This window comes from Singulisphaera acidiphila DSM 18658 (genome assembly GCF_000242455.2).
In the GTDB taxonomy this organism is placed as follows: Bacteria; Planctomycetota; Planctomycetia; order Isosphaerales; family Isosphaeraceae; genus Singulisphaera; species Singulisphaera acidiphila.
The window spans coordinates 5815800-5833177 of the sequence record NC_019892.1 but is presented as its reverse complement, the minus strand read 5'-3'; the positions used below and the strand labels follow the sequence as shown (position 1 = coordinate 5833177).

General features: G+C 61.9%; 5 protein-coding genes and 3 rRNA genes. All 8 read right to left on the bottom strand.

All coding sequences use genetic code 11. The annotated features are described in order from the left end of the window. Positions 1-177: 177 nt before the first annotated feature. Complete coding sequence (locus SINAC_RS23030; protein ID WP_015247987.1) at positions 178-2256, bottom strand: PrkA family serine protein kinase; 2079 nt, start codon at positions 2254-2256, stop codon at positions 178-180. A 454-nt stretch (positions 2257-2710) separates the two neighbouring features. Then, on the bottom strand, positions 2711-4081 hold the full coding sequence (locus SINAC_RS23025) for a hypothetical protein (RefSeq protein ID WP_154673874.1): 1371 nt from the start codon (positions 4079-4081) through the stop codon (positions 2711-2713). 592 nt (positions 4082-4673) lie between these two features. Beyond that, positions 4674-4782 (bottom strand): 5S ribosomal RNA (gene rrf, locus SINAC_RS23020). 243 nt (positions 4783-5025) lie between these two features. Next, positions 5026-7827 (bottom strand): 23S ribosomal RNA (locus tag SINAC_RS23015). Between the two features lie 617 nt (positions 7828-8444). Beyond that, a 16S ribosomal RNA gene (locus SINAC_RS23010) occupies positions 8445-9958 on the bottom strand. Together the 16S, 23S and 5S rRNA genes form the textbook arrangement of a ribosomal RNA operon. A gap of 858 nt (positions 9959-10816) precedes the next feature. After that, on the bottom strand, positions 10817-13135 hold the full coding sequence (locus SINAC_RS23005) for a prenyltransferase/squalene oxidase repeat-containing protein (RefSeq protein ID WP_015247985.1): 2319 nt from the start codon (positions 13133-13135) through the stop codon (positions 10817-10819). Between the two features lie 105 nt (positions 13136-13240). Next, positions 13241-14095: a MotA/TolQ/ExbB proton channel family protein gene (locus tag SINAC_RS23000; RefSeq protein WP_015247984.1), complete on the bottom strand. Its 855-nt coding sequence runs from the start codon at positions 14093-14095 to the stop codon at positions 13241-13243. Between the two features lie 173 nt (positions 14096-14268). Beyond that, positions 14269-17307, bottom strand: coding sequence for a tetratricopeptide repeat protein (locus SINAC_RS22995; RefSeq protein ID WP_237722853.1), 3039 nt, complete (start codon positions 17305-17307; stop codon positions 14269-14271). Between the last annotated feature and the right edge of the window lie 71 nt (positions 17308-17378).

The window sequence follows — 17378 nt, the reverse complement described above, 5'->3', positions numbered from 1 at the left end:
AGGCGGGGAGGAGGCTCTGCTCAAAGAGGCGGCAATCGGCCAGCCCGAATCCGCTGCGGATCGCCTGCACTATCCACAGCAAATTTTAGACCGGAGCAACATCAATATCCAATTACCCTTCGAGAATTCTCGCGGAGGCGTCCCGGCCCCTCGTCGGGCCGGGGCCTCCGAGCGCGCTCAGTGGCTTCCGCGCTTGACGTCGCCTCGGGCATAGATACTGGCGACATAGTTGAGAACGTCGGTCGCCGAATCCTCGTCGTAGCCGTAGTTTCGGATCAGGCGGCCCTTGACGATATCGATCTTCTCCTGGGTGTCCTTGTCCACAACGCTGGTGACGAGGCTTGTCAGCTTGATGGTATCCTTCTGGTCCTGGAAAAGTTTCAACTCGAGGGCCTTTTGCAGCCGTTCGTTGGCCTTGTAGTCGAACTTCTTGCCGTCCAGCGAGAGGGCTCCGATGTAGTTCATGATCTCGCGGCGGAAGTCGTCCTTCCGACTTTCCGGGATGTCGATCTTCTCTTCGATCGAACGCATCAGCCGTTCATCGGGTTCTTCGGTCTGGCCGGTGTACTTGTTCTTGACCTTCTCGCGCTGGGTGTAGGCCTTGACGCTGTCGATGTAGTTGCCGCTGAGCCGGGCAAGCGAGTCTTCATCGGCGGCGATGGCGCGCTGGACCTCGTTCTTGACGATGTCTTCGTACTCTTCCTTCACGACGGCGAGCAGGTGCTTGTAATGTTTGCGAACATCTTCGCTGTTGATCAGCGAATGATGCTTGAGACCCGCCTCGAGTTCGTTGAGAACCATGAACGGGTTGACGGACCGTTCGTTGGCGTGGGCGACCAGGGCGTTGGAGATCTTGTCCTGCACGTAGCGGGGACTGATCCCGTGCATCCCTTCGCGCTCGGCCTCCTCGCGCAGCTCCTTGATGTTGTCCTCGGTGAAACCGGGGAGTGTTTTGCCGTTATACAGCTTGAGCTTCTGGAGCAGCGTCAGGCCCGCGTTCTTGGGTTCCTCGAGCCGGGTCAGGACGGCCCACATCGCGGCGACTTCCAAGGTATGAGGCGCGATCGTCTTGCCTCGGACCTTTCGGCTGTTGTAGTCCTTTTGATAAATCTGGACCTCGTCGCTCAACCGCGTGACGTAAGGAACGTCAATCTTCACGGTCCGGTCACGCAGGGCCTCCATGAACTCATTGGACTGGAGTTTCTTGTACTCCGGCTCATTGGTGTGCCCGACGATGACTTCGTCGATGTCGGTCTGCGCGAACTTCTTGGGCTTGATCTTGTGTTCCTGGCTGGCGCCCAGCAAGTCGTAGAGGAACGCCACGTCGAGTTTGAGGACCTCGATGAATTCAATGATGCCACGATTGGCGATATTGAATTCGCCATCGAAATTAAAAGCGCGCGGGTCACTCTCCGTGCCGTACTCGGCGATCTTCCGGTAGTTGATGTCGCCCGTCAGTTCGGTGGCGTCCTGGTTCTTCTCGTCCTTGGGCTGGAAGGTGCCGATCCCGATCCGGTCCTGCTCGGAGAGGATCAGGCGACGGACGCGAATGTCACCGAGGACCTTCGACCAGTCGCCGTCATAGCGTTCCATCCGCTCGTTAAACATCTGCCGGCAGTAGGGGCAGAGATCCCCCTCGATGGTGACCTGAAACTCGTAGTCGTCGGACGCAGGCGAGCCGTTCGTACCGGCGTTGAGCTGCTCGAGCAAAGCCGGGCGGAACTCGGCCGGAATCAGGTGGAGCGGCTCCTCGTGCATCGGGCAGTCTTCGAACGTCTCACTCCCGTCGAGCGTTTCCTCCCTCCAGCCGTAGGTGTAGAGTGCTCCATTGTCGCTCCTCGAATAGAGTTCGAGCCCCTTCTTGAGCAGCCGGGCAATCGTGCTCTTTGAGCTGCCCACCGGGCCATGCAAGAGCAGCACGCGGCGCTCGGTTCCATAACGGTGAGCGGCGCTCTTGAGGATATTGACCAGGTTCAATAACGTCCGGTCCAGACCGAAAATCGCGTCCTGGCCACCACACTCAAGGTCGTCGAAGAACTTGTAGCGAACCCCTTTTTCCTTGTTGACCATGATCTCCTCAGTTCCATGACTGAGGATCATGTCATAGACCCGCTGGTAGGCAGTGCGGGTCACCCGGGGGGTCTGGCGAACAATATCGAGATAGTCGGCAAACGTGCCGTGCCAGTGCTTCTTCTGGTAGTCAGCCAGATTTTGGCGACTGGCAAGCGACGCGATCAGATCCGTTCCTGTGGACATTATCCTATTCCCTCCTGAAGGTGGATCCGTCGAGCAGGGCGCATCGCGGGACAAGGGATCGACCCGTGGTCTAAAGCGCTCGCGGAGTCGCGCGCGCGGCGAGGTGTCCTCGAAACGAGGCTGTTCCAAATTGTCAACGCATCGTTGGGGAATACCTGGGTCGAGAATCGCCATCGGGTGGTCGTTGAAAACCCGAGGGAACGGCAGATGGGGCCTCCATGGCAGGTGCGGCAGAGCAGATCCGGAGGAAGACCAGGCCGTCCTCCTCATTACAACTCCGTAATCGCGTTCCTGTCAAGCGAACCAGACCGTCGAACCTGGCTCCCCCTTGATCGCATTGCCATGGCCTCTGACGCCTGGCGAGACCAAGATTTGGAGTCTCCCAGTGGTCGAAAAGTTCGCCGGCCTCTCCTGACTACGAAGAAACTGGGTCCGAGGTGCGGACGAATCGGCGTCAGGCTGAAATCGGGTCCGCCTCGGCATCGGTTTCGGGGGCGAGAGACGCCACGGGGAGCGAACGCTCACCCAGTTCGACGAGGGCCGCCAGGGTCACCAGACCGACCGGGAGGGTGGCGTAGTGAGCGTAGCCGTCGGCAGCCGCGAGGACCCAGGTCTGCGCGGGGAGCGACAGCACGATCATGTAGGCCATTGCCGAGAGAGTCCCGGCCGCAAACCCCGCCAGGACCAGCAACGCAGCCAAATGCCCTCCCTCAGCCGCGAGTAAGCGGGAATACCCGCGCACCAGGCCTGACATCGTGCCCCGGGTCCAGGCGGCCACGCCGGCCATCCCGGTGACGACCAAGGCGGCACCTTGGAGGTCGGCCAAACCCCAATTCAACTGCCAGCGCACATACCGTCCCAAGAGAGAGTTCGTGGTCGTGCCGGGCATGTCGAGCGTCGCCAACAGAACCGCCGTGGCCAGGTAACGCGCAGGCAAGACCGCCAGACAGGTCAGCATGACACCCGGGATCAGACGAACCACGTCATTCGTGTCGAGCGCATCGTTCCCCGTATCCCCCAGACCTGCGTTGCGGAGTTCGACGAGCACCCAGCTCAACAGAGTGGCATCCAGTAGCAACATGAGGGCAGGGATAATGATAACCTCAAGCACCATGCAACCGCCCAACGGCAGGTCGCCGGTGCCTGACGCCAGAGAAACAAGCCGATACAAGAGATAAAGCGATCCGCTCCCCCAGACAAGTTCACCCCACATCACTTGTCGATCTCGCCGCAGAGAGAGCGGAACATACGCCCCTCCCCACCGTTCCACCGACACCCGGAACAGAACAATCGTCGCCAACAGCAGCAACGGAAAGTTATCCGCCAGCCCGGCCAGGTCGCGTAAGGGTGTCAGACCCGCGAGGATCCCCTGCTCGACTGCAAGTTCGCCCAGTCCCCGCGCCTTGGTCAGGAGGATCAGGTCGTCTTTGCCCTGAGCCATGTGATACGTCCGGATCTGGCCCACGGTCCAGGCGAGGACGGTCATCCCGATCGTCACTGCCACCACCCGGCCCGAGCGGCGAAGCCGAGTCAGGGCACCGGCAATGAGCCGGAAGTGTCCGGGAAAATCAAACAACTGCCCCAGAGCCCGCTTCGGCCCCTGAGACACCATCACCACGACCAGCAACGTGGCCAACCCCAACAGCAACGCCCAGAGCCCGAACAGGCTTGGCACCGATTCGGGTGACGAAAGCGTCAAACTCGAGTACCAACGTCGTAAAGACAAGAGAGCCAGTGCATTGGCGTTCGTGCCCGACGCCTGGGCCCAGACTATCGGTAGCCCGATCAACGCACCACCCCCGACTTCACGACGACTCGATTTCACCCGTTGCGAACCCGATTGTACTCGCGCCACGACCCACGAGCCAGAACCGGCCACAACATTTGTCAGAGATACGGCAAGTCGAAGGCGACGGATCCCAAGCCAAGTCTTCCGGCCGTGGACAATTCCATGGAATCGGCTCAATGAAGACCATGAGAAGCAAAAGGGTCCTGCATTAGCCAACGCAAACAAAAAGGCATCAACATGGCATCCTTTTTCGGCTTGGAACGAGGCTGGCAAATCCAGTTACGATGGTCCCCAAGGCCGATTCCAAATTGGCAGATTTCTTGTAGCCCCAGAGGGGCGACCGTCAATAGCCAGGGGCGCAAGCCTCTGAAAATGATCCAGAATAAGATATTTTTATTTCCTGCTTATCCCTCCGCCGCGACTGGGCGGGGGGAGTGACATGGGACGTCGAGGAAGGTCCCAGGGTTTGCACCCTGGGCTAGGAACGGTCGCCCCTTCGGGGCTAGTAAAGATGCATGCCCCCTGGCAAACGTTCCCGTCACTTTTTTGGGGCAAGCGAAATTCCGACGGCGCAACGAAAAACGCCCCGACCCTTCGATGAAGAAGGATCGGGGCGTCTTGAAAAGGATTCCGGCGATCACCGACTTTCGCGCCAAAGGCACTATCATGGGCCTGACGGGCTTAACGGCCGTGTTCGGAATGGGAACGGGTGGGACCCCGTCAGTATGTTCGCCGGAAAAGCAACCGGCAGGCGATCAAACCCGCCGGTCACGTGTGCTTACTCTCACAGTGGTCGTCACGCAAGCTCAAACCGCGATTTCATGGGCATGACCAACCGACTTCGAGTCTCTTCACGACGCGTGGTCCCCGTTATTGGATGGGAATACGTCGCCGTGTGATCGATCGAATACGATCGGTGAATGATGCAACCCTGATTCCTGTCCTTCGCCTCCCTGATGGGAACCGGCGGACGGATCGGGGTGGTCAAGCGATCGGCTGTTAGGACCGGTCGGCTGCGGCGATCACTCGCCGTGCACTCCCGGCCTATCGACCTGGTCGTCTTCCAGGAGCCTTCGCACTTGCGTGCTGGAAACCTCGTCTTGAAGAGGGCTTCGCGCTTAGATGCCTTCAGCGCTTATCCTTTCCCGACCTAGCTACCCGGCGGTGCCCTGAGCAGGACAGCCGGTACACCAGAGGTCGGTCCTCCCCAATCCTCTCGTACTAGGGGAGACCCTTCGCAAGTTTCCTACGCCCACGGCAGATAGGGACCGACCTGTCTCACGACGGTCTGAACCCAGCTCGCGTACCGCTTTCATTGGCGAACAGCCAAACCCTTGGGACCTTCTCCAGCCCCAGGATGCGATGAGCCGACATCGAGGTGCCAAACCTCCCCGCCGCTATGGACGCTCGGGGGAGATCAGCCTGTTATCCCCGGAGTACCTTTTATCTGTTGAGCGACGGCCTTTCCATCCAGCACCGCCGGATCACTAACGCCGACTTTCGTCCCTGCTCGACTGATGGGTCTCGCAGTCAGGCACCCTTCTACGTTTGCGCTCTTGTTGCCAGATTGCCGACCTGGCCGAGGGTACCATTGCACTCCTCCGTTACTCTTTGGGAGGAGACCGCCCCAGTCAAACTGCCCGATGAGCACGGTCCCGGTCCGGGCTACGGACCGGTGAGGATCAGAGTCATTTCAGGGTGGTATTTCACCAGTGGCTCCCCGACGGCTGGCGCCGCCGGATCACGGCCTCCCACCTATCCTACACAGAAAGGACGCTGACCCAGTGCCAACCTGCAGTAAAGGTTCACGGGGTCTTTCCGTCTGACCGCGGGTACGTGGCATCTTCACCACGGCTACAGTTTCACCGGGTCCCTCGTGGAGACAGTGCTCCAGTCGTTACGCCATTCATGCAGGTCGGAACTTACCCGACAAGGAACTTCGCTACCTTAGGACCGTCATAGTTACGGCCGCCGTTTATCGGGGCTTCGGTCGCCAACTTCAGCTTACGCCTCATCGGCTCCCTTAACCTACCGACACCGAGCAGGCGTCAGACTCTATACGTCCTCTTGCGAGTTGGCAGAGTCCTGTGTTTTTGATAAACAGTCGCTAGAGCCGATTCTCTGCGGCTCTCCTTACGGAGAGCACCCCTTGTACCGAAGGTACGGGGTCATTTTGCCGAGTTCCTTCACGAGGGTTCTCCCGAACGCCTTCGGATACTCGCCTAGCACACCTGTGTCGGATTGCGGTACGGGCCGGATGGTTCGTCCCGACGGGGCTTTTCGTGGCCGGCTCGTCATCAGGCTTCCAGATCGAATGCTGTCGGCCTTGCGGCACAGGGTAATCTAACACCCTGACCTGACTGGAACCGGCGTCCTCCGTCGTTCAACCTTACCATCGGGTGGCGGAATATTAACCGTCTGTCCATCGGCTACGCCCTTGGGCCTCGCCTTAGGTCCCGACTGACCCTGGGCGGATTGACCTTCCCCAGGAAACCTTGTGCTTTCGGCGGACAGGCTTCCCACCTGTCTTGTCGTTACTCGTTCCGGCATTCGCACTCGCCCACGCTCCACTGGTCGTTTCCATCCAGCTTCGTTGCGGTGGGCGACGCTCTCCTACCATCATTGCTGATCCGCGACTGCGGCACGACGCTTAGTCCCCGTCATTTTCGGCGCGGGATGGCTCGACCGGTAAGCTGTTACGCACTTTTGAAATGATGGCTGCTTCTAAGCCAACATCCCGGCTGTCACCGCGATCCCACTTCCTTTGCCACTGAGCGTCGATTTGGGGGCCTTGGTCGGCGGTCTGGGTTGTTTCCCTTTTGAACGTGAAGCTTATCCCCCACGTTCTGACTCCCGGGGTCCGTCGTGCGGTATTCGGAGTTGGGTTTCGGAGGGTAGGCGGGAAGCCCCCCTACCGAATTCCGTCGCTCTACCCCCGCACGATATGTCCCGAGGCTGGCCCTAAAGCCATTTCGGAGAGAACGAGCTATCTCCAGGTTTGATAAGACTTTCACTCCTCCCCACGGGTCCTCCCCCAGTTTTTCAACACTGGTGGGTTCGGTCCTCCACGACCGGTTAGGGTCGCTTCAACCTGCCCATGGGTAGTTCACCTGGTTTCGCGTCTACTGCACCCGACTATGGCGCCCGATGAAGACTCGCTTTCGCTACGGCTCCCCCCCTGAAGGGGTTAACCTGGGGCCGGATACAGTAACTCGCCGGATCATTATGCAAAAGGCACGCGGTCACGCGGCCCGAAGGCATCGCGCTCCCACCGCTTGTAGGCACGGGGTTTCAGGTTCAGTCTCCTCCCCTCATCGGGGTTCTTCCCACCGTTCGGTCGCCCTACTGGGTTCGCTATCGGTCGTCATCGAGTGCTTAGCCTTGCGGGATGGTCCCCGCCGATTCAGGCCGGGTTTCACGTGCCCGACCCTACTCGGGTACCGAAGAGGGGAGATTGCATCGTCGCCTACGGGGCTATCACCCGCTCTGGCGCTCCGTTCCAGGAGGCTTCGGCTGACGCTCACTCATCCCATGTTATCGGCCCCACGACCCCGCGTGGTGTCCCACGCGGTTTAGGCTGATCCCCGTTCGCTCGCCGCTACTGAGGGAGTCTCGGTTGATTTCCTTTCCTCCGGGTACTGAGATGTTTCAGTTCCCCGGGTCTCTACAGGCATTCCGGGATCGACGTTCGTTGGGCAACTCCCCCGGACATATCGCAGCCTTCCACGCCTGTCTCTCTGATGACGCCTAGGCATCCCCCCCGTGCCCTTAGGAGCTTGACCACGCCGATCCGGACGCCGCGGTTTCCCGAAGGAAGCTCGACAGCCGAATCTGCGAGGGGTCAGTCCCCGATCTATCTTCGATCGAGTGTCCAGCGTCTCGCGACGCAGGTTCACTCTCACTTGGGTAACGATCCCCATTGTGAGGCCGGTCGCTGTCGCAGCGATCGACACTCACGCATCCGTAAGGGTTCCACTGTATTGTGGAGAGATTCTTCTACTTGGTCTGCCACGACCACTTGTTTGCGGTTCTCACTTGCGTGACCTAACCACCGGATTGTGAAAGAGCAACCGAATTCCCATCACAACCCCGCAAGGCCGAAGCCTTGAAGAGCCATGCTCGGAATCCGCACTGGCCGCTGGCCAGGGGGTGAGACCGCGTACGGTCGCACCCCGCACCCAGCAGTGCAAAGCAATGAGAGAAATAGAAAGGACCCCTCGGATGAGGGGTCCCCTCATTGGTCGATCGTGTTCGTGGTGAGAAAACCTTCGTGGGAAGCCGGCGTAAAAACCATCTGATCAAGGAGACGGTGCCGATGCGGCTCTTCTCGAATCGCGACGGTGACCGAAGCCACGTCCCTCGATTCTCAAAGCCGAGATTTTCTAAGAAAAATCCTTAGAAAGGAGGTGATCCAACCGCAGGTTCCCCTACGGTTACCTTGTTACGACTTAGTCCCCATCACGGGTTTCATCTTCGGCGCCTGCCTTGCGGCTCCGGCGACTTCGGATGCCCCCCGCTTTGGTGGCTTGACGGGCGGTGTGTACAAGGCTCAGGAACACATTCACCGCGGCATGCTGATCCGCGATTACTAGCGATTCCAGCTTCATGCGGGCGGGTTGCAGCCCGCAATCCGAACTGAGGAACGGTTTTTGCGATTAGCATGACTTTGCAGCCTAGCAACGCTCTGTCCGCCCCATTGTAGTACGTGTGCAGCCCCAAGCATAAGGGCCATGAGGACTTGACGTCATCCCCGCCTTCCTCCGGCTTAACGCCGGCGGTCTGTCTAGAGTTCCCGGCTTTACCCGCTGGCAACTAGACACAGGGGTTTCGCTCGTTAGGGGACTTAACCCAACACCTCACGGCACGAGCTGACGACAGCCATGCAGCACCTGTGCACGTTGTTCCTTGCGGCCTCACCGACGTTTCCGCCGGCTAATCCGTGCATGTCAAGCCTGGGATAAGGTTTTGCGCGTAGCCTCGAATTAAGCCACATACTCCACCGCTTGTGTGAGCCCCCGTCAATTCCTTTGAGTTTCAGCCTTGCGACCATACTCCCCAGGCGGGGTACTTCACGGTTTCCCTACGACAGGGAGCCCATCGGCGAGCCCCCTATCCAGTACCCATCGTTTACGGCCAGGACTACCGGGGTATCTAATCCCGTTCGCTCCCCTGGCTTTCGCGTCTCAGCGTCAGTAGGCATCCAGGACCTCGCTTTCGCCACGGGCGTTCCTTCCGATCTCAACGCATTTCACCGCTCCACCGGAAGTTCCAGGTCCCCCTATGCCCCTCCAGACTCGTCGTATCCACGCCCGTTCCCCGGTTGAGCCGGGGGATTTCAGCGACAGACGCACGAATCCGCCTACACGCGCTTTAAGCCCAATGATTCCGAATAACGTTCGCACGGTTCGTCTTACCGCGGCTGCTGGCACGAACTTAGCCCGTGCTTCCTCCAGGGATCAATCAAGGCTTTTCAGCCCTTTTTCCCCCTCGACAGGAGTTTACAACCCGAAGGCCTTCATCCTCCACGCGGCGTCGCTCGGTCAGGCTTGCGCCCATTGCCGAAGATTCTCGACTGCAGCCTCCCGTAGGAGTCTGGGCAGTGTCTCAGTCCCAGTGTGCCGGGCCACGCTCGCACGCCCGGTAGGCATCACAGCCTTGGTGGGCCATTACCCCGCCAACAAGCTAATACCACGACAGCCCGTCCCACGACGCCGAAGCTTTGGCAAAACACCGATGCCGGTGTCGTTGCGTCGCTGGGGATTACCCGCGGTTTCCCGCGGCTATACCCAATCCTGGGGTTGGTTACCGTCGCCTTACTCACCCTTGCGCCACTGGCCTTGCGGCCCGTTCGACTTGCATGCCTAATCCACGCCGCCAACGTTCATTCTGAGCCAGGATCAAACCCTTCGAGATTGGTCGTCTCTCTTACTCCGAAGAGCAATGAGAGCCGGTCCTCACCTTCAAAAGGGTTGAGGAATTTGCTAACTGGTCGCAGCTCGAGTTCGCCGGGGCACGCCCCTGCTCCCTCGTGCTGTTGGCTGTTGGATCCGTCTCCGTCGCGATTCGACCTCCAACCAAACGGGGTCGAGACGACTCAAACGGCTCCACGCCGGCTTCCCTCAAAGGTTCTCTTCAACCACAAGAACCACGATCGACCGGATTGTCAAAGAACGAGCGTGCTATCGAAGCGATTGGCCGGAGTGACTTGCCCTGGGGGCGTGTCACGCCGGCCGACTCTACCGACAACATCACGGCCCGCTGTTCTGGTGATCGGTTTCCCGTCCCAGGTCAGCCGGCCGTTTCGTTGTCACCCGTGGTGACACAGGCAACAAGGACTATATTAACAGGGTCCGGGCAGGAGTCAATCGTTTGCTCCCGTTTCACTCATACGGTTCACTTAAATCCTTCGCATTTCTCATGTTATCGCCTGATGATTTTTGAGGAACGAGAGAATAGACCTCTTCTCTCGGCGTGGCCATTGGGGAGTTTGCCGTGTGTTTCCAAAACAACAACTCCTAAGAAGTGGGCGCGCTCTGCTTCGTTTTTTTATGAGTAGACGCGGTGGGCAATATCTAGTGTTGCGAACTCCGACGGATACTGGTTTGAGCCGGACGCCAATCAGGGTCCAGACGCAGTTCCCTGGTGGGTTCCGTCAGGAGGAGGGTGTGTATGCGGGGGCTGAGATGAATGCTACCGAGCTACAGCTTGGGCTGTGTGTGAAGTGAGGCTCAGCTAGTCGAAGCCTGCTACACAAGCTGAGTAATCACCGAGTCAGGATCGATCGCGCGAGGGGGTTCGGGTGAAGCGACCTGGGGGAGGGGTCGCGGGTGTGGTGGACGGTTCCTCGTAGAGCCGGAGGAAGCGGTAATAGACTTCCAGGGTCAAGGTCGCCATGGCCGTGCAGTAGATCCGGCCTCCCCGAGCTCCGTAGTCGCTGTCGTCGGGGTCCCAGCTTCCCGCGCGGTGGCCTTCGAGCTGCTGTCGGCGGACGATCTGGTCGCGGACACGATCGTTCCATCGAGTCCAGGCGTCCCCTCCTTGCTGGTACATGGCGAGGGTCCCATAGTACCAGTAGTAAAGGTTGTATGAGTCGCGGCCCTTCTTCCCCGGCCCATTCTCGAGCAAGTAACTCGCCGCTTCGTTGCTCATCGGCCCCGGCCCGCCGACTCCGAGGAACTGGCGGCAAACCCAGGCTTCGGCAGTCATGGTGGGAGTGGCGGGTTGGCCGGGCTGATAGCTGGCGAGTCCTCGCTCGGGTCCGCTGGCCACCTTACCAAGCCAGCTGAGAGTGCCGCTCTGGATCGTGGCGGAGATCGGGATGCCCGAGACCTTGGCCGACTTCAGCGCCATGACCACCCAGCCCAGGATGCTCGTATCCCCCCGTTCCGCCCCGGGCAAGTAACGCCAGGAGAGGCCGTCGCGAGCGCGGGAGCGGCTCAAAAAGCCGACCGCACGCTCGACGGAAGTGCGAAGTTGCACGTCCCCTGTTAAGGCGTATGCCTCGCAGAGAGCCAGGGTGGCCATGGCGTGGCAATACATCCCGACCGACCGGCTCTCGCCGCGCAGGTCGCCGTCCGGTTTCTGAGTGAGACGAAGGAATTCGAGGCCTCTGCCAACGGCATCGGCGTATTTTCCATCGGTGTGGGTATAGCCCGAACCGAGGAAGGCCAGCAGCGCCAGCCCGGTGACAGCGGTGTCGGCCTCCCAATAAAGGCATTCGCCGGCACAAGGTTCACCGGGGGGACAATGGACGGTGAAGTCATCATCTCCCTTGACGGGCGTGCCATCGGCATGGCGGGCGACGCCGGCATCCCAACGACCGTCGGCGTCTTGGTGGCGAGCCAGCCAGGCAAGTGCCCGTTCCACGGCTTGCTCACTCGCCGCAGTAGCTCCGGCCCGCTGCGCCAGGGAGGAGCGGTTGGGGTCAAGGCGTGAGCGGTAGACTTCGGGAACATCCTGCAACGGACGCCCCCCGATGGCCCCCTGGATTTCAGGGAGCCGGGGAAGGCCATTCGGAGTCGCACGCGACAGGGTGAGCGGTCCCACGGACTCGGCCAAGGATCGGACGGGCGAAGGGGGGACCAGGGCCTCGCGTTGGGTACGCAAGAGGCGGCGAACATCGGTCCCGGCCAGTTCGGGGGGGGCGGGAGCCGCCTGGGAGCGGCGAGTCAACCGCGTATCCACTCCCGATGACGCCGGGTCACCCACAACCTCACCAGGCGCGGCCCCCGCACCGGATGTCCCGGCCGATTCTCGTCGCGAATCAGTCTTTGGCTCGGTACTTTCAGGTCGAGCGAGCGCCAGGGCATCGAGCGAGGGGACGGCCGGCATCGCGAGTGAGGGGGCAGAAGCAGGCGCAGCGAGCGTGAGTTCGCCGGACCGCTTAATTCCCGCCCCGGGCCGTTGATCGGGCGGGGCAACCTGACCCGCGCGAGGCCGCGCGGGGATCCGGTCGAGAGGGGACGACGGATCGGCCTCGGGAGCCGTCGCGGCCGTGAGCACGGGAGCCGCGATCTCACTGGGATCACTCGGCGCTGTCTGCGCCTGCGGCGGCTCGAGCGCGACGGATTCCGTGGCGGCGGGCGGCTCGGCGACCACCGCAATCGTCGGCTTGACGTCAGGCACGATCGGCGGTGGAGGTTCGGGCATCACATCGGGACGGGCCAACTCCGAAGGGGCGGCTTCAGGACGAGGCGCAGCGACCTTGGCCTCGTTCAATGCCAAGCCATCGCGCGGCCTGTCCCATGGGTCCTGCATTGACTTGCCGCGCCCGCCAGACGCCAGCTTCCCGGGTCGAATCGGTCCTTCCGACCAAGGAGTGACCCGGATCTGGCGGATCCGCTCGCGCGTCAACTCCCCCTTCTCCTTGGGGTTGAGTGCCAGAAGCACTTGCGGCAGCGTGCTCCCATAGAAGCCGAGCACCATATGCGACGCGACCGAAAGGACGAGGCACTTGCGCAAAACACGACGCGAACCCCAGCTCGTCCAGGTCATCAACGCAAGCAACAGCGCAATGACACCCAGGGTCGTCCAAACGCCGACATCGGCCCTGAGTAAGTGGAGGAAGCTTTCCAGGTTCAGGCCGGTCATCGCGTCATGCCTCGACAGGGATCCAGGGCCTTGGTCGGTTTCGGTTCATTGAACAGGGAGGATTCCATCGTATACCGACTCTGCCGACCAACGCGCCAGATTGATTCAGGCGTAGTCGTTCTCGCGATCGATCGGGCGAAGATGAGGTTCAGGGATCTCGACCCGGAGCGAGTGAGGCGTCCGGCCAGCCCGAGGTTCCGGCGGCGTATTCATCGCGATCGCATCGACGGTCTCGGTGCCGACTCTTTCGAGGTTGCCCACGAGGGCGTCGATCCGGCCTGCCAATCCGTCATAAGCTACCAAAGCCAGGATCGCCAGGGCGACTCCCGCAGTAAACGGCCCGAGGGCCGTACCGAGGGCGGGAGCCCAGTCGGTTCCCGTCGTCGTCAGCGCCCGGGTGGTCGCCATGAGTGTGCCGAGCAAGCCGAGCAAGGGGGCCAAGGCCGCGATTCGGCGGAGCGTTCCGACGTTCCGCCGGAGCCGCTCGGCCTCGACCCGGACCGTCATCGCAAGCGCCCGCTCCTGATCGGTCACGGGCCGATCCCAGCGGCGGACAACCCCCAGCGCCACCCGCGCGGCAGGACTTGGGTTGAGTTCGCAGAAGTCGAGGGCCTTCCCCCGGTCGAGCTTACCGTCCTGGAGCCGAACGAGAAAGCGAGCGTGGAAGTCGCGGGGGACGTTCCGGTTCGTCCGCAAACGGACTAGGCGGCCGAAAAGCACCAACACCCCGAGCCCCGCACAGGCGGTTAAGCCTCCCCAGGTCACCCGATCCGCAGGCGGAGTCTTGTGATACCAGGTGACCCCCCGGCTCCAGGCTTGCCTGGCCGGCTGGGCGAGGAATTCCAGGTCGGCGCCCGCGCCAAGACCTCCGTCGGCGCCTCCGGAAATCAGTAGGGCAAGCAGGGCGAGGGCGAGTCCGGCTCGGGCCGTTTTCCGGCCCCGGGTCGACGGTCGTTGCATGGACGAAATCCTTCTCGAGTCGTGGAAGGGACCCGCTCTCTTCTCTATTTGAATGCTCAGACGACTCCACACCACCGGCCCATCACGCATCATTTTTTCGTTATCGAAAAGCCGTCGATCGTGTTGGGAACGATCAAAGGCCGAAGCTCGAATCGAAGGCGGTCAGAACGTCGTCAGCGCGTCTCGGTCTCCGAGGAAACCTGGGCATGCCTCCGCGCCGCCTCGAGCCGGGTCTTGGCCTCCGAGGCGGTCGGTTCCTTGGGGAACTTGGAGCGCAGCTCTTCATAAGTTTCGGCGGCCACCGCCCACTGGTCGAGTCGTTCATAAACTTTTCCCGCCTCAAGCAGCGCGGTGGCCTGCCAGGCGGGGGCGTCGTAGAGGGTCGCCACGCGGAAATATTCGCGGAGCGCTTCCTTATATTGCTTCGCCCAGAAGTACGATTCACCACGCATCAACTGGGCACGGGCGGCGAGGTCTCCCCCCTTGCGGGCATCGATCACCGCCTGGTAAGCCGCGAGCGCCTCGTCGAACCGGGAGAGTTGCTGCAAAGCCCGGCCGCGATCGTACTCGACCTCGGCGATCAGCGGATCCTTGGCCCCGAACGACTTGAAGTCGGCGGCGGCCTCGATCACCTTCTCCCATTGCTTGAGCGCGACCAGGCTCTGGATCCGCCCTCGGCGAACCGCAACGCCAAACCGCTCGGGATCGGTTTCGGCCGCAGGTTCGACGGCGAGCGCCTCGAATCCAAGGGCGGCCGCCTCGGCGTCCCCCCCCTTCAAGGCGATGTCGGCCCTCAAGAACCGGGCCTCGCGACGAAACCGGTCCTCGGGAAATTCCTTGAGCAGGCGGTCGATCGCCTTGGCTGCCTCGTCCAGCTCCGCGCGTTTATCGTGGGCCCGCCCCATCAAGAAGAGGGCCGAGGGCAAAAGCCGAGGCGCAGTGTTGGCCCCCTCAGCCACGAGGGGTGTGAGCAGGCTCACGACTTCGCCATAAGTCTTTGCATCGTAGGCGGATTGGGCGAGAATGAGTCGTGCATCCGCGGCGCGACTGCTCTCGGGATGCTCGCTCAAGAGACGACCGAAGACGCGGTCGGCCTCCGCCGGCTTGTCGGCGTCGAGCAAGGCCCAGCCCCACTCGGCCAGCACAGCGTCAGGTTCGGCCCCCTTGGGCGCTTTGGCAGCACGGTCAGGGTGATCGGTGAGGTAGCGCTGGAAAATCTCGGCCCCCTCGGCGGGCCGCGCAAGTTCGACCAGCAACCGGGCCCGAGCGAGGTCGGCCTGGACCCCTTGGTCGGACTTCGGATATTTCTCGACGATGAGGGCAAACGCTTTCAGGGCGTCCTCAGGTTGTTTGGCCGCTTGCAACGCCTGGGCCCTGCCGAGTGCGGCTTCGGGGGCCAGTTTATCGTCGGGTGCCGCGTCGAGCAGCGTGGCGAATTCTGCGGCGGCCTCGACCGGGCGTCCCCCCTCCAGCAAGGCCCAACCCAGCCGGAGCCGGGTTGAGGCCAACGTCTCGGACTTGGGGAAGCGTTGGGCCAAGCGGCTGAGCACCGTGGAAGCCTCATCAATCTGGCCGAGCTCGAGGCGCGACCACACGATGTAGGTCATGGCATTGGCGGCGACTTCGCCGTTGGAATTGCCGGCGAGATATTTTTCCAAGGCAGGAATGGCCTCGGCAAACCGCTTCGCCTCAAAGTGCCCCTGGCCCACGAGATACTGAGCGTTGGCCGCGGCAGGCGCTGCGGGGGTCTTGAGCAGCGAATCGAGCACCTCGTCCGATTTCGCTTTCTGACCATCCGCCCGATAGGCCAGCCCCAGGTAGTAGAGCGCAGACTGCGCCGTCTCGGGGGCCGGCTTCGCTTCCGCCAGCAATTGACTCAGAATCTGAATCGCCTGCTTGGCTCCCCCCTCCGTGTTATACGCCACCTGCCCCTCGATCAGCTTCGCGTCGGCGCGGAGGGGACTGTCAGGAAACTTGGTCGCGAACGAGGCGGCAAGCGCCTTCGCCGCCGCCTGATCACCGGCCTCCAACGCCAGCCGCGAGGCCCGAATCAAGGCGTCGTCGGCCCAGGGGTGCTTCGGATTCGACTCCGCCGCCTTCTCGAACCGAGCCCGCGCTTCATCCAACTGGCCAAGCTTCTGTGCGGCTTCACCCGAGCGGAAAATCAGGGCAGGCGCCATCGCCGTCTTGGCGAACTTTTCCGAAGCCTGGTCGAACGTCGCGAGCGCCTCGGCCGCACGGCCCGCTTCCAGTTGCGAGCTCCCGAGTGCGAACGCGGCCTGCGCGGCCAGGTTCTGAGAAGAGTCGGCCATCAGGCCGCTCAAGAGGGTCTCCCCTTCCCCACGACGATCGAGCAGAATCAAGGCCGCCGCGCGACCGAGTCGGGCCTCACCAACCAGCGGGCTCTTGGGCGTGACCCGCTCCAAGGTCTCAAAGGCTTCCACGGCTTTGGCGAACTGCTTGGCCTCGGCCTGGGACTGTCCGATCTGAAGCCAGGCGCGGTCCGACCAGTCGCCTCCCCCCTTCTCGGCCAGTTCCGTGAGAATCTTGACCGCCTCGGCCGACTTCCCTTGGAGAGCCAAAGTTCGTCCCAGGCCGAATCGCGACCGATCAGCCAGCCGGCCATTCGGGTGCAGCCGGAGCGCCTGCTCATAGGCCTGTGTGGCTCGTGGCAGGTCCTGCATCCGCAGGCAGACCTCCCCCAGATAGGGCCAGGCCGTCTCGAGATTCCGATGCCCCTTGGCGGTGGCGGTGAATGACTCCAGAGCCCGCCGCGCGACAGGCAAATCACCCAGCATGTAAGAGGTCTCACCGACCCGATACAGAGCGGTCAGCCGGTTGGCATGCTGAGGAGCCGCCTCGAGAAACGCCTCGAATTGACGACGGGCCTTGTCATACTGCCCCTGAAAGAGCCGGGCGTTGGCCAGGCCAAATCGTGCCTCGTCAGCGTGAGCCCCCTTGGGCGACTCGCTCAGGAACCGCTCGTACTCCTCGGCCGCCAACTCGTAACGACGGTCGCGAAAGAGCCCGTTGGCGTAGTTCAGGCCCTCGGGGACCGGTTCGGTCCGCGCCGACGAGACCGCGCCGGGATTGTCCTGCGAGCCCTCCTGCGCGTGGACCCAACCGGGCCAAACGGCAAAGAGGAAACCGAGGGCAAGTGCCGGCGTCAGCCGGTCGCGGCCCGACCGGGGCTGAGTCGGTGTGAGGGGCACGAGTCCGTCTCCCTGGACGTCGGCAACCACTAACGTCCACTTGAGAATTGAGTTGCGCCGAGCGACCAGAC

Bases quoted from the DNA above. Each gene is read 5' to 3' on its own strand.
- SINAC_RS23030 (WP_015247987.1), bottom strand. From the start codon at position 2,256: ATGTCCACAGGAACGGATCTGATCGCGTCGCTTGCCAGTCGCCAAAAT.
- SINAC_RS23000 (WP_015247984.1), bottom strand. From the start codon at position 14,095: ATGCAACGACCGTCGACCCGGGGCCGGAAAACGGCCCGAGCCGGACTC.
- SINAC_RS23005 (WP_015247985.1), bottom strand. From the start codon at position 13,135: ATGACCGGCCTGAACCTGGAAAGCTTCCTCCACTTACTCAGGGCCGAT.